This window comes from Sphingobacterium sp. InxBP1, from assembly GCF_026191775.1.
Taxonomy (GTDB): Bacteria; Bacteroidota; Bacteroidia; order Sphingobacteriales; family Sphingobacteriaceae; genus Sphingobacterium; species Sphingobacterium thalpophilum.
The window spans coordinates 174,939-189,476 of record NZ_JAINDX010000042.1 but is presented as its reverse complement, the minus strand read 5'-3'; the positions used below and the strand labels follow the sequence as shown (position 1 = coordinate 189,476).

Sequence of the window (14,538 nt, the reverse complement as noted above, 5' to 3'; positions counted from 1 at the left end):
AGCTTTTTTTTGTTTGTTATGAATTGCTGTTTGTCAACATTTTAGGCTTGAGAGCTTGGTTTATCGTTATTTTTCTCGTTGATCATTTAGCAACTGTTTTAGTTCGGCTACCTTTTCAGGATATTTTGAAGCAACATTATTTTTTTTTCCGATGTCATTCTTTAGGTCATACAATTGGTCTTCGGAAAGATTTCCGGTTTCGGTGTCTGTCAGTTTCATATATGGGGTACCGTTGCTAGGTGCGATGTATTTCCAGTTGTCTTTTACGATCGCCAGGGTCTGTGCGTGCTGAACCATGTGCGTCCGGCCTTTATCTTCCTGCCCCATCAATGTTGTTAATAAAGGCTCGCTATCTATCGCCTCATCAGCATTGAGTTTGACGCCCACAAGCTGGGCGCTAGTGGCCAAAAGATCGATCTGGCAAATCAGGGCATCCGAAATTTTGCCCTTAGCCGCACCTTTGCCATTCACAATAAAAGGCACGCGAGTGCCCCCTTCAAAGATGCTATATTTGCCACCTCTGAGTGGGCCGGCGGGTCGGTGACCGTTCAATTGGGTAACCGCGCCATCCATATAACCATCATCGAGCACCGGACCATTATCACTACTAAATATGATGAGGGTATTGTGATCAATACCGAGCAATTGCAAGTGCTTTTGTATTTGCCCCACTGTCCAGTCCAGCTGAAGAATGGCATCGCCACGATATCCGAGCTTACTTTTGCCTTTAAACTGCGTTGCGGGCATACGCGGTACATGAGGTTCGGTCAGGCAGAAATAAAGAAAGAAGGGTTTGTCCTGATGCTGTGAAATAAACTCTTGTGCTTTATGAAGAAAAGTCATAGAAAGTTCTTCATCTACCCAACGTGCACGCGTACCACCACTCATGTAGCCGATCCGGCCAATACCATTAACGATGGTCTGATTATGTCCCTGGCCTGAGGAGGATTGCATTTTTAATAATTCAGGATGTTCTTTTCCCGTGGGATCATTGCCAATTTTTTTTTCATAATCGACCTGAATAGGATCGTTTATATCCGCAGCGATCACCCGTTCATTTTCGAGAAAAACGGTCGGCACGCGATCGGCGGTGGCAGGAAAGATAAAAGAATAGTCAAAACCCACATCATTTGGTCCAGGCCGTATTGCGGCATTCCAGTCTTTGCTGACTTGATTGCCCAAACCGAGATGCCATTTTCCGACAATTGCAGTCGCGTATCCTGCATTTTTAAATACTTTGGGTAAGGTAATTTTATCTGTTGGGATAATCAGTTTTGCGTCACCCGGCAAAATGCCGGTTCCTGTCTGGCGCCAAGGATAAGTGCCGGTCATTAATGCAAAACGGGAGGGGGTACAGGTCGCGGAGCTGCTATGTGCATTGGTAAATTGCGTGCCGGTACTGGCGAGCCGATCGAGGTTAGGTGTTTGAATCTGTTGAGCTCCATAGCTACTTAAATCACCAAAGCCGAGATCATCTGCATAGATATAAATCACATTGGGTTTCCCGGATGTCTGCGCCCGCGTGATCAGGGGGGATATTGCGACTAAACCGGAAGAGAGTAAAATTACAGGAAAAAGTGACTTTTTCATATCGTAAAAGTACATGGATTAGGAATTATTGGGTTGCTCATGGGATCCAATATACAATTTTAATTCCGTATTGTTATAAATCCCGCGTGTCGGCTTTCTTACCTAATCGATGCTTTTACATCCCCTTATTGTCTTTTTACATATTCTGTACCATGTAGTAGGGTGTATATAAACTTCGTGAAAATCGGCATTTATGTAGTTAAGCGTATCTCAGCTTTGACGGAATGATCAGAAGGTTGCCTTTTGGGTTAAGTGCTTGATGTCGCTATGAAAAATGAAAAAGCCACCCAAAAACGAGTGGCTTTGTGATCCCGCTGGGATTGGCTCAGCCCCACAGTTCCCGCGCACATCCCTGAGCCTCCATCGGATCGAACCCGGCCGGCCCTTCTTTCGAATCCTTAATACCGTTAAAACAAAAAAGCCAATCTTGCGATTAGCTTTTCTCTTGTGATCCCGCTGGGATTCGAACCCAGGACCCATACATTAAAAGTGTATTGCTCTACCAGCTGAGCTACGGAATCCTACTTCTTTTATTTTGAACTATTGTTCCTTGTTTGAAGTGATGCAAAGATAGGAGTAATCCATGTTTTTCACAACTATTTGGAGAATAAAAATGCGTTTAAACAGTTTAGGCCTTCATTTTTAGTCTTTTATTTTTTTACGGTTACGAGAGAAACTCCCTATCTTCGTCGGAAAGTCCGGGGTTGTGCTCCGGATAGTCATCAGCAGAATAATCCGTATTTCCGACAAGCGGAGCCTGTGTTTTCCTTTTTCCCCCTTTTAAAAGAAAGGCAAATAACATCCCAAGGATAAAAAACAATAAAAGTAGTTTCCAGAGTGCGAATTGTGTCTTGACAATAAGACCTACGCTCACTTCCTGCGTGTTTTGAGCACAAATGAGTGTGATAACAACTGATAAAGCGATTAAAAGTATTTTGCGCATAGTTCTGGATGATAAATCTATGTCCTAATTATACTGCGAAGATATGGAATATGCCCTTTGCCACAGACTGTTTATGTAAATTTATCCCGAGACGAGAAAACAAGCACCTAGGTTAGCAACATGGCCTCCGGATGCCTGATCAATTGCTGGATAGTTGTCTTTCCGTTTAATAATTCTTCGTAAAACGGCGCTGGGACCATAATTTTAAAGGTTTTTCGGGTTGTCTTGATTAAGAAAAGTGCTCCATGTACGACTTGCTTATCATCAATGATAAGTGTATGTTGGCTGAACGGTTGGTTTCCTATTCTCTCTTTTTCGATGAGCTTAATCAGTTGCTGCATATATCAATTAATTTAGCCAAAATTACCAAATACTTATCATTTTTTAGTCTTTTTCTAACGGCCAAAATTTTGCAATAATTTAGTGCTTTCGGAGCATCGTTGCCTTTTTGTTGACTATAATCGTTTTAGCATAAGAAAGTTAGCAAGGATACCCGCAATCGATTGCGTATTTTGATTTGCTAAAATGTACGGGTTTAGTCGATTTGGTTTGCTAAAATGTAGTTTACTTTTTTAGCTTTGTGCAACAAATATCCAATATAACAATATTATGAGTGGCATCACTACACTAGGTCAATTTATCATTGAAAAGCAAGCCGATTTTCCATATGCAAAAGGAGAGCTCTCCCGGCTGCTGCGCGATATCGGTATCGCCGCAAAAATCGTCAACAGAGAAGTGAATAAAGCCGGTCTGGTAGATATTCTGGGCGACGCGGGGCAGACGAATATTCAAGGCGAAGGGCAAAAGAAGTTGGATGTGTACGCCGATGAGCAGTTTATTAAGGCGCTACAAAGTGGGGGCGAATGTTGTGTGGTTGCGTCAGAGGAGCATGAAAACCCCGTTTATATCCATTCTGGTGTGTCAAAAAATGCGAAATATATTGTTTGTATAGATCCGTTGGACGGGTCAAGCAATATTGACGTTAATGTCTCTGTCGGCACCATATTTTCGATCTACAGGCGGATTTCTGACACAGGTGTTTCCTGCAACAACAATGATATTTTACAAAAAGGGACCAAGCAAGTTGCCGCGGGCTATGTGATCTACGGCAGCTCCACCATGCTGGTATATACTACTGGAAAAGGCGTGAATGGCTTTACGTTGGATCCTTCAATCGGCGAATTCTGTTTATCTCACCCCGATATGAAAATACCTGAAGCCGGACATATTTATTCCATCAACGAGGGGAATTATTCTAAATTTCCTAACGGTGTTAAGCAGTATATCAAATATTGTCAGATGGAAGATCCGTCAACCCTACGGCCGTATGCTTCCCGCTATATTGGTTCGATGGTCGCCGACATCCATCGCAATTTGTTGAAAGGCGGTATATTTCTTTATCCAACGACCTCTGCGCATCCCAATGGCAAACTGCGCCTGATGTACGAATGTAACCCCATTGCTTTTATCATAGAGCAGGCAGGAGGAAAGGCATCCAATGGTTGTCAACGTATTCTGGATATTGAGCCCAGGAGCTTACATCAGCGCTCCGCAGCATTTCTAGGGAATACGGAGATGGTTGATCTTCTTGAGGATTTTCTTCAAAAATATAGGGATTGATTCCTGTAGTGATTCGATGACAAAGGGCATTCGTTTGCCAAAAAGAATTATTTATCTTTGTGCACCGAACATGGCTTCATTATTGCGAAGCCATTTCTTTTTCATTATCTGTAGTATGTCACGATTTTTAGTTCTTATTTCATTCGTTTCAATAGTATTTTTTTCTTGTAAAGAGAATCCGCCGACATATGGTGATGTGCTGGCAGAGGGTTTTGATCAAAAGTCCTATAAGGAATTCGATACAGCGGCTTATGTTAAAGTATTCTGGGAAGTCTACGGGAAGCAGAAGGCTAAATTACATAATCCAAGCTGGATGAAGCAGCTGGCTGATTCGACGGAAGGAATGACTTTAGTTGCTAGCCACTTATTTGATGGAAGCCTGGATACGATGCTGACGTATTTTGAGCGGAGTGAGGCGCATGGCATACGTACGAGCTATTTCCATACCATTGAAATTAAGGAAACCTTATTTTCCCTTCGCAAATTGAAGCCCAAAGATGTGGCAGAAGCCTATCCTCTTTTGGCAAAGTTGGACTTGCTGGGTACAGATGGGTTTGTCGCCTATGTTAGCGGACTCAAATATGGGATGGTGAATCCCAAGCGTCTGTATGGTCGTTATTTTGTACCGCAAAAGCGTATGAACTACGGCAATGTAGCACGTTTGATGGATAGCGTTTCGATTGGGGCGGTTTTAGCATCCGTTCAGCCAAAAAATCAGTATTATCTCAAGTTTCAGGAGCTGTTGGAGAATGGGGATCTGGATCCTGCGCAACGGATCAGTGTGTTGATGACGCTGGAGAAATTGCGCTGGATGGGCGAGGTGTTTCCCGAACGCTATGTATTTGTCAATATCCCCGAGCAACGGTTACATATTGTAGAAGAAGGCAAATCCCGGCAAGTGATGAATGTATGTGTAGGAGAGACGACTAATCCGGGGTATACGCGCAAGGGTGAGAATCACGAAACGCCTGTAATGCAGGGCGTCTTGGATGCTATGCAGGTAAACCCTGTCTGGAATATTCCGAGCAGTATAGTTAAAAAAGAGTTACTGGCCAGTGTAAGAAACAACCCAAACTATTTGGCGTCACGCAACATGGTAGCTTATTATAAAGGCAAACAGGTGGATCCGGCCACGGTAAACTGGAATGCCGACTCTGTCGAAAAGTTTCGCTTTAAACAGAATCCGGGCTCAGACAACTCATTGGGAAATGTAAAATTTCTGTTTGAGAATCCGTATTCGATCTATCTGCATGATACACCGGCCAAACAGATGTTTGGGCAGACCAACCGTGCGGTGAGCCATGGTTGTGTACGCGTAGAAAAGCCGGTAGATCTGGCGAGCTACCTCGTCAATAATGAAAAGCAGGCCGAGCGGATCGCAAAAGAGATCACGACGGATTCGATCTCCAAATCACGTTGGGTAACATTGAAGCGAAAGATGCCTGTATACCTTACGTACTATACAACATGGCTGGATGATGCGGGGAAAATAGTGTCCTATCCGGACATCTATGGCTATGATCCGCGACTGAAAGAAGCTTTAAAGAAGTACTGGGCGAACTAAGCCGACTTCACCGGCAGCCCATCCAAAAAAGGCACTTCTTCTAGTATTCAGAGTTATAGGCCAGTGCTAGGCGGACAAAGGGATAATCTCTATTAACGTTGTTGTGATACCGATAGTGTCCTTCTAGTCTGAAGTACCCTGAATACAGGTTTACGCCAAAATTTTTCCAGATCCGTAAGGCAGCACTGGTGGAGGCGGTATGCAGGTAGTGGTGCGACTTATTGCCGCTTATCGTAACAAAGTAACCACCGCGATAGTCGACGCCAAATTTGAAACGCTTCAGGGTACTGAGGGTTGCTGACGCCCGGATATCTGCTCCGGGGCCATAATCGTAGGTACGGCTTTCACCAAAATGAAGGTAAGGGTCGGGCACCGCGGCCAGTATGACTGGTCCACCGCCCAAGACAGTTGTTAACTTACTTTGACTGCCGATGGCAAAGTGTGAAAAAAGAGTATAGTTTATACTTTGAGATCCATAGTAAAAGGCTTCGTTACGCAGAAAGTCAAAATGAGCGGACAGAATACCGCGGTGACGGCCTGGTAAATTTGATAGTACGCGGTTTCCATACAGTGATGCATAGATATTGACAGCGTTCACGATGGAGCTGTCGTCTGAGCCGACTTCCAGATTGAGGTAGAAGTCGTCAAAAGGTTTCTTGCGGTCTAAAGCATCATTATTATAGATCAGTTTGATGCGGGCATAGATGTCATTCTTTCCACGATTGATAATATCGTGTTCTTTGGCATCAAAACGACGTATACCAAGTTCGACTTCGGTATGTACTAAGGAACTATCTATCACTGTGCCTTTGTGTGTATTCCCCCAGCGGCCGTCGAGCAAACGGTTTAACCCGTTGATCGGATTGATCAACATGGCTAAAATTTCCTTTTTATTGCGCTGGCTTTTCGTCAGGCTCGGCCTGGCCAGTATATGATGCGACAGCCGATGGGTCATCTCTCCCAGAATAGTACCACCAAAGCTTGTATTAATGATATCATTGATGGAAGGGGGTTCAGTTTCACCGGCAGTTTCCCAGATATAGCTACCTGCGACCGTAGCTGCCGTGGACTGCAAAAAACTAAAATTGTTGGACCGAAAAGCATTGAAATAAAACTGGCCATGATAGGGGTGGGCAATCTGATTAGTCGCAAAATGATTGTCATCCCAAGTCCAGGCAGAAAATTTAAGATGACTAAAAAAATTCTTAAAGGAGATGTTGGCAACAGGATCTTTCCGTATAAAATAATTGACCGAAGCAGGAATCGCCTGAATGGAGAACCACTCTATACCGGCGCGCAGGAAATTTTTCTTCTGCTCAATTGTCAGGCTGTCAAACCGTGTGGTAGGAGCAGGAGCTAGTGGGCGACTGGGCCGAAATATGTCATGATAAATGCTGTCATCAGCAACAAGGGCAGTGGGTATACTGCTAAAACAAGTGTTGTACAGTAGCAGAAAAAGAACGAATAAGTAGGGGAAAGGGCCAATGTGTTGCTTCATAGGGTTAATATACTGTTTTGCAATAAAATTTGATAAGAATAACAATTATTAACGGAAAGTGTTTGCAATAATGGCTCTCGTCACCACTATTTAGAGCGTATCTCTATTGCGGATATGGCGGGTCGATGCTTACCTTTGCATCGCTTCTTTGGAGGCTACAACAACTATCGACATGAATAATACCTTTGACTTTTTTTCGCTGCGATCCGTCAATCTCAAGAATGAGTTGTTCGCTGGATTGACAGTAGCGATGACCATGATACCCGAATCGCTTTCCTTTGCGATCTTGGCGGGGTTGCCTCCTTTGACAGGGCTTTATGCTGCATTTTTAATGGGACTAGTGACTTCAATTTTAGGAGGGCGGCCCGGAATGGTGTCTGGTGGAGCTGGGGCGACCGTGGTTGTCCTGATGGCATTGGCTGCGAGCCATGGAATAGATTATCTCTTTGCGGCAGTGCTGTTAGCAGGTCTTTTACAATTTTTGGTTGGTTTATTTAAGTGGGGTAAATTTGTCCGTCTGATCCCGCAGCCGGTTATGTATGGTTTTTTGAATGGTTTGGCTATTATTATTTTTATGGCACAAGTTGTCCAATTCAAGGTGAACACGGATACTGGTATGGCCTGGATGACGGGGGGCACGTTATATGTCATGGGCGGACTCACCTTATTGACGATATTGATCGTCGTCGGGTTTCCACGTCTTACCAAGGCTATACCTGCCTCTCTGGTAGCTATTTTGGTAATTTTTGTTCTCGTGTCAGCATTGGGAATCGACACCAAGAAAGTGGTGGATATCGCTTCGGTAAGTGGTTCGCTGCCGCAGTTTCATTTTCCAGACATCCCATGGAATTGGGAGACCTTACAGCTCATTTTTCCGTATTCTTTAGTGATGGCGGGAGTGGGCCTCGTGGAGTCCTTATTGACCTTAAACATGGTGGACGAGATCACGGCAAGCAAGGGAAATGCTAATCGTGAGTCCATGGCGCAGGGTATCGCCAATACGATAAATGGCCTCTTTGGCGGTATGGGGGGCTGTGCTATGGTTGCACAGACTTTAGTCAACCTGAACGCCGGCGCCCGCACCCGATTATCGGCGTTTATTGGATCAATGACCATTTTGTTGATCATTTTGGTGGGTGCTCCTTTCATAGAGCAGATTCCGATGGCTGCACTGGTTGGTGTCATGATGATGGTTGCCATTGGCACCTTTCAATGGGTAAGCTTGCGTATCATTACTAAATTTCCGAAGTCAGATATATTTGTTGGCATGCTCGTCGCCGTAATCACGGTGCTCTTGCACAATTTGGCCCTTGCTGTGCTGATGGGGGTAGTTATATCTGCCCTTGTATTTGCCTGGGACAATGCCAAACGTATACGAGCTAGAAAGTACATAGATTCGGATGGCGTAAAGCACTATGAAATCTATGGCCCGCTTTTCTTTGGTTCTACTGCCAATTTTTTGGAAAAATTTGAGGTAAACGAAGATCCTGATCATGTGATTTTAGATTTCAAAGAAAGCAGGGTTGTTGACATGTCTGCTATTGATGCGCTCAATAAAATCACCGAACGGTATGCGGCTCAGGACAAAAAGATTGAGCTCTGGCATCTCAGTGAGGATTGCCGATCTCTGCTGAAGAATGCTGAAGGAGTCGCTTTAGTGAATATTAAAGAGGACCCGACTTATAAAGTAATGCCGGGAAACTGACTTTACTTCTTTCGCAGTTCAATAAAAAGCTCACTGCCCTGCCTTTGTGGGATACTGTCTGCGCAGGGCTTCATCTGTACAATGTCAAAAAGGCTATTAAACAGCTTCTGATATTCAGCAATGTTTCCACCAAATGGTGGACCTTTTCTTTCAAAGGTCCTGTTGAACAATAGACCGGCAAGAGTTCCCCCGGGGCGCAGCAAAGATGCCATTTGTTCGACATATTTTTCTCTCAAGCTGGGATGGAGCGCACAGAAGAAGGTTTGCTCGAGGATATAATCGTACTGTGGTGTGTGCAGGAAAAAGTCCTTACAGACAACCCGTACGTATTTAGTTTTATCGAATTGTTTTTGCACCTTACGAACAAGTGTGGGTGCGATATCAAGTAAAGTAAGATTTGTAAAGCCCTCAAATAACAGGGCCCGAGCTTCGTGGGCGTTGCCACAGCCGGGAATCAGTATCGTGGCGGATTTTGGAATCGATGCTGTTGCATAGGCGACGATCGCTGGCGATGCATAGCCAATATCCCAGCCGATTTCATGTTTTTTATAGCGTTCGTCCCAATAGTCTTTATTCAGTTCCAATGTATCCATGTGCCAGCGTATTGTAGGTGGACGTTAAGTTAAGGAAATTGTTTTTAATCCAATCAGATATTTCCGGATGTCGGCTTCAAGCTGTTCAGGATATTCATAAACCAACTGACTTGACAGCTCACGACCTATCTGGGAGACAAGATCTGCCATTGCAAACAGGGCATTCCAGTTTTCTTCAATTTCTTTCCCAGCAAACGTAAGTAATGTTTTGTTCCACATTTCATCAGTGAGATAGGTCTGGAAAAGCCGCCCGTGCTTATTGGTCGTGATATTCCAGTCGTGCTGGTTTGCAATATACCATTCGATGAGTGGAACTAAGTAGTCTGTTCGGATATTGTTTTCCGCCATGAATTTTGCATAGAAGATATCCTTGCGGACCAAACATTTGGCAACATATGTGCAGTCCCACCAAAAGTCATTTAGGACCTGCTCAAATTTAAGTTTATTTGGTTTTTTTATAATAGATACCTGATGGCTCGGTTTCTTTAGGCCATGCGTTATTCCGTCTTTATCCAATAATACCTTATATCCGATATCCCAATCTTCAGGGAGTTGTGCTTGTTTGACTTCTCCGAGAAAATTCGATTTACTAAAAAGTTTAAAATCTACTTTTACTTGATCTTCATAAAGAACCATTTTCATGGCATGTTTACCATCGAAATTAGTTTCGCCCTCTTCGATCATCGCTATGGGAGTACCAAAATTGTGTAGCCATTGATTATCGGCGATATAGTGTTGGTTGTATTCAAAAATCAGTTCAATATCTAAATCGCTTAAATCGTCCACCGGAGCAAGCGGATTAACCATGGAGCTAGTTAACAGTACCGCCCGGATATCATCATTACGCTTTGACCAGTTAATAATATTTTGCAGTTTTTTGTCTCTGTTTACCATACTATGAAATATTAGATGTTATAAAGATAAGATCTACCTGCCATTAAAGCTTTCATTACACAGAGATATTTATCGGTTTGACGCAGCATCCAGCGAGCGTGGTTTTAGTTTCTGCTAAAGCAAATTGTTGAGCGGCGAATTGGGACAAACCTATTGCAGGGCGTAAGTCCAAACTGTCCGGTTTGTGAGTAATTGTATATTTGTTGCTGTATTGCTAACATTATCCATCGGGAAATTTCCAGTGTTGGGCCGAAAACGTTTATTTGGTAATATTCAAATTGAAGGAAAGGGGAAAGTACAAGGCCGGTGTATTTGCGACAATATGAGAGGACAGCTGTTCAGTTCCGGACAAAAAGCGTTCGATAATGGACAGCTGAAATTGGTGTTTGTTTGTTTTAATATTGTGTTTATCAGCGTGTTATTTGTATGGCAAGTGGGTTGCTTGGAACGATTGATGACTATGCTTAAAAATTATTTCAAAATAGCCTTTCGTAATTTAAAGAAAAACAGAGGCTTTACGCTAACGAACATTATTGGCCTGGCGGTGGGTATGTGCTCAGCCATGCTGATCTTGTTATGGGTGAGTTTTCAGCTAAACTTTAACCGGCACTTCCCGAAAACGTCGGAATTATATACAGTTGGATCCAGAGATTTTTCGGATAACAAGCTTAATGTCTGGTTTTCTACGGCCAAGCCCTTAGCGCCAGTGTTAAAAAACGAGGTGCCGGAAATTGAAGATGTGTCAAGGCTAAGCAGTATAAACGGTTTGTTGTTTAGTACAGGAGAAAAAAAGGTCATGGCTGACGTAGGGGCCTTTGTTGATTCAGCGTTTCTCGATATGTTTGAATTTCCGCTATATGCGGGAGATCGTCATTCCATGTTAACCTCACCTCAGAGCATTGTACTATCCGAACAAACCGCAAAAGGGCTTTTCGGAAGTGCAGATGTGATCGGGAAGACGATACAAATCGATACTGTTCATGTCTTAACCGTCACTGGGGTGCTGAAAAAAAGCGAGGCCAATACTATTTTCAGTGGCTATGCCTATTTCCTACCTTGGACATTGATGGAAAAATTAGGCTATTCAGATAGCCAATGGGGCAATAGTTCCGTTGACCTTTATGTTGAGCTTAACAAAGGTGCGCAGCTTGGCAAGATCCAGGAACAGATCAAAGATATTGTTCCCCGTAATTCGAGTATTGAGACCGAGACTTTCTTAAAACCATTTGGTGATATCTATCTCTACAATAAATACGAAAATGGCAAGGTTGTAGGCGGCCGGATAGATATGGTTAAGACTTTTAGCATCGTAGCCTGTTTAATCCTATTAATCGCCTGTATTAATTTTATCAATCTGAGTACAGCACAAAGCGAGAAAAGAGCCAAGGAGGTCGGTATCCGTAAGGTGGTAGGAGCACATCAGCGTGTGCTTGTTTTTCAGTTTCTACTGGAATCTTTATTGTTAGCTTTTATATCGGGAATCATTGCCCTGATTCTCCTTGCTGTCGTTTTGCCCAGCTTCAATACCTTGGTAGGCCAGAAATTTAGCCTACCCGTCCAGAAATATACGTTTTGGTTATCCTTCTTGGGCTTCATTTTAACGACAGGTTTCCTTGCCGGTATCTATCCCGCGTTCTTTTTGTCCTCTTTTAACCCGATCAAAGTACTGAAAGGAAAGTTTAAAAATGTTCACAAAAAGATTAATCCACGCAAGATACTGGTGGTTAGTCAATTTAGTGTCGCTATTGTCCTAATTATCAGCACCCTCGTCATACGGAAGCAGATTAAACATGCACAAGACAGGGATTTTGGGTTTAAAAAAGATAATCTTATTTATGTGCAGGAGGTAGGCGAGCTACCAAAAAACGTGCAGCTGGTCAAGCAGGCGTTGTTGGCCGAGAATATTGCCCAATCGGTCTGTCGGTTGATGTCGCCTCTCACCGAGCGCTGGAGTGGCTGGAATGGTTTTACATGGGAAGGGAAAAATCCAAATGATGTGATCCAGTTTAACCGTCAGACTGGTGACGATCGGGTGGTGGAAACGGCAGGTTTTGAGCTAGTGGCCGGAAGGGACTTTGATTTGACGAAATTTGCCACGGATTCAACGGCGGCAATAATCAATGAGACCGCTGCGAAAACAATGGGTTTTAAGAATCCTATTGGACAGTATTTTAATGATGGTGGAAAAAAATTCCAAATTATTGGCGTGATTAAGGATTTTATCCAAGAATCACCATTTGAGCCGGTGAAACCGCTGGTTATAGAAGGGGCAAGCAATTGGATGAGCACGATGCATATTCGGCTTAATCCGAAGCTAAACACGATGGATGCGCTAGCGAAAGCTGAGGCCGTTTTCAAGAAGTTTAACCCGGATTATCCTTTCGATTACAAATTTGTGGATGAAGCATATGCAAGGAAATTCGCCGATGCGCAACGCACAGGTAAACTAGCCAGCTTATTTGCGGGGCTGACAATTTTTATTTCCTGTTTAGGGCTATTTGGTTTGGCTGCCTATATGGCTGAAAGCCGGACTAAGGAAATAGGTATCCGTAAAGTGCTTGGGGCTTCGGTCATTGGCGTGACACAGATGCTGACAAAGGAGTTTGTCGTGCTGATCGTGGTTTCCTGTGTACTTGCGTTTCCAGCGGCCTATTGGGCAATGGAAAGCTATTTGTCCGGTTACTCCTATAGAATATCAATTGGTTGGGATATCTTTGTGCTTGCCGGTGTCGGCGCTATTGCTGTGACGTTCCTCACTGTGAGCTATCAGTCGATTAAAGCAGCAATTGCCAATCCAGTGGAATCGCTAAGGGATGAGTAAAGTTACTTCAATAAGTACGTCGGCACTTCAGTTTGTTTGTGCAATGTCAATATCCGAATGTTATTTTTTATCCGAAGCGAATAGCTATTACCTTCGTACTGTAATTTGTATTTTTTGTTTTACTAAAAAAAAGGAATAATGATTAAATCGAAGGGATATGCGGCAAAAGACCAGCATTCGCCACTCGAATACTGGGAATTTGAGAGAAGAGAGCTTGGTCCGAATGATGTGTTAATCGATATACTGTACAGCGGTATCTGCCATTCGGATATCCATCAAGTTCGTGACGAATGGGGGGGGACACAATATCCCATTGTTCCAGGGCACGAGATTGTTGGACGGATTCAGGCTGTGGGAAGTGAAGTGACCAAGTTTAAACAAGGAGATCTTGCAGGCGTAGGCTGTATGGTTGCATCCTGTGGGGAATGCGATAACTGTAAGTCAGATCAACAGCAGTTCTGTCAGCAGAAGAAGACCGTGTGGACGTATAATAGTGTCGACGTTATGCATGACCACTCTTGTACATATGGTGGTTATAGCAATAATATTGTAGCTGATGCCAATTTTGTCTTGCATGTGCCGGAGACGCTGGACATTACGAAAGTCGCGCCATTGCTTTGTGCCGGTATCACCACTTATTCACCATTAAAGCGATGGAATGTCAGGAAAGGACACAAAGTCGGTGTACTAGGGCTAGGCGGACTGGGGCATATGGCTGTTAAGATCGCAGTTGCTATGGGAGCTGAGGTGACCATGATAAGCCATTCGCCAAGGAAAAAAGCGGATGCGGCATTGCTGGGTGCTCAGAAGTTTCTGAATGCACGAGAAGCCTCAGCAATAACTGCGTCAGCTTCGTATTTCGATTTTATTATAGATACGGTTTCCGCACCTCATGATTACAATGTTTATCTGAGCTTATTGAAAACACAAGGAGTTTATATCTGTGTTGGCATTCCTGCAGCTCCCATGGAAATTAATGGACGTTCCATCATGGGGGGGAATAAAATTCTGACGGCTTCGAGCATTGGGGGAGTACAAGAAACTCAGGATATGCTTAATTTCTGTGCAGCGCATAATATTCTTCCGGAGACAGAACTTATTGATATCGATTATGTCAACGAGGCCTATCAGCGGGTGTTAGATAGTGATGTGAAGTATCGTTTTGTGATTGATATGGCATCCATTGACAAACAGGGAAAATGACAAAAAAGACGGTATCGAAGATGCCGCCTTTTTTACTATGTGATGCCGATAAAAATAATCCTTCCTGATTGCACTATTAAATTATAAACTTATCTTTGGATAGTGAT

11 protein-coding genes and 1 tRNA gene are annotated in these 14,538 nt (G+C 43.5%); 5 read left to right on the top strand and 7 right to left on the bottom strand.

Going from position 1 to position 14,538, the window contains the following annotated elements; all coding sequences use genetic code 11:
- Positions 1–66 precede the first annotated feature (66 nt).
- The 4 genes from K7A41_RS08525 to K7A41_RS08510 form a co-directional block, all read right to left on the bottom strand.
- Entirely contained in the window at positions 67–1,590 is a 1,524-nt protein-coding gene (locus tag K7A41_RS08525; RefSeq protein ID WP_265713389.1) for a sulfatase-like hydrolase/transferase, read from the bottom strand.
- A 448-nt stretch (positions 1,591–2,038) separates the two neighbouring features.
- Positions 2,039–2,111, bottom strand: a tRNA-Lys gene (locus tag K7A41_RS08520).
- A 143-nt stretch (positions 2,112–2,254) separates the two neighbouring features.
- Positions 2,255–2,533, bottom strand: a complete 279-nt coding sequence (locus tag K7A41_RS08515; protein ID WP_265713388.1) for a LapA family protein — start codon at positions 2,531–2,533, stop codon at positions 2,255–2,257.
- Positions 2,534–2,640: 107 nt separating this feature from the next.
- Positions 2,641–2,874, bottom strand: coding sequence for a hypothetical protein (locus tag K7A41_RS08510; protein WP_265713387.1), 234 nt, complete (start codon positions 2,872–2,874; stop codon positions 2,641–2,643).
- Between the two features lie 268 nt (positions 2,875–3,142).
- Here K7A41_RS08510 and fbp point away from each other — a divergent pair, with 268 nt between their 5' ends.
- Entirely contained in the window at positions 3,143–4,153 is a 1,011-nt protein-coding gene (fbp, locus tag K7A41_RS08505; protein WP_028068854.1) for a class 1 fructose-bisphosphatase, read from the top strand.
- A 115-nt stretch (positions 4,154–4,268) separates the two neighbouring features.
- Complete coding sequence (locus K7A41_RS08500; RefSeq protein WP_265713386.1) at positions 4,269–5,717, top strand: L,D-transpeptidase family protein; 1,449 nt, start codon at positions 4,269–4,271, stop codon at positions 5,715–5,717.
- A 40-nt stretch (positions 5,718–5,757) separates the two neighbouring features.
- Here the strand turns inward: K7A41_RS08500 and K7A41_RS08495 are convergent, their stop codons facing one another.
- Positions 5,758–7,215: a DUF3943 domain-containing protein gene (locus K7A41_RS08495; RefSeq protein ID WP_265713385.1), complete on the bottom strand. Its 1,458-nt coding sequence runs from the start codon at positions 7,213–7,215 to the stop codon at positions 5,758–5,760.
- Positions 7,216–7,387: 172 nt separating this feature from the next.
- Here K7A41_RS08495 and K7A41_RS08490 point away from each other — a divergent pair, with 172 nt between their 5' ends.
- Positions 7,388–8,920 (top strand): SulP family inorganic anion transporter, encoded by a 1,533-nt coding sequence (locus K7A41_RS08490; protein ID WP_028068852.1) that lies wholly within the window; start codon positions 7,388–7,390, stop codon positions 8,918–8,920.
- 2 nt (positions 8,921–8,922) lie between these two features.
- Here K7A41_RS08490 and K7A41_RS08485 read toward each other — a convergent pair whose 3' ends face one another.
- Together K7A41_RS08485 and K7A41_RS08480 are read right to left on the bottom strand one after the other, a co-directional pair.
- Entirely contained in the window at positions 8,923–9,513 is a 591-nt protein-coding gene (locus K7A41_RS08485; RefSeq protein WP_028068851.1) for a methyltransferase, read from the bottom strand.
- 24 nt (positions 9,514–9,537) lie between these two features.
- Complete coding sequence (locus tag K7A41_RS08480; protein ID WP_265713384.1) at positions 9,538–10,407, bottom strand: AadS family aminoglycoside 6-adenylyltransferase; 870 nt, start codon at positions 10,405–10,407, stop codon at positions 9,538–9,540.
- A 184-nt stretch (positions 10,408–10,591) separates the two neighbouring features.
- Here K7A41_RS08480 and K7A41_RS08475 point away from each other — a divergent pair, with 184 nt between their 5' ends.
- Both K7A41_RS08475 and K7A41_RS08470 read left to right on the top strand, forming a co-directional pair.
- A complete protein-coding gene (locus K7A41_RS08475) occupies positions 10,592–13,228 on the top strand; it encodes an ABC transporter permease (RefSeq protein ID WP_265713383.1) in 2,637 nt (878 codons plus the stop codon).
- A gap of 138 nt (positions 13,229–13,366) precedes the next feature.
- Positions 13,367–14,431: an NAD(P)-dependent alcohol dehydrogenase gene (locus tag K7A41_RS08470; protein WP_028068848.1), complete on the top strand. Its 1,065-nt coding sequence runs from the start codon at positions 13,367–13,369 to the stop codon at positions 14,429–14,431.
- Positions 14,432–14,538 lie beyond the last annotated feature (107 nt).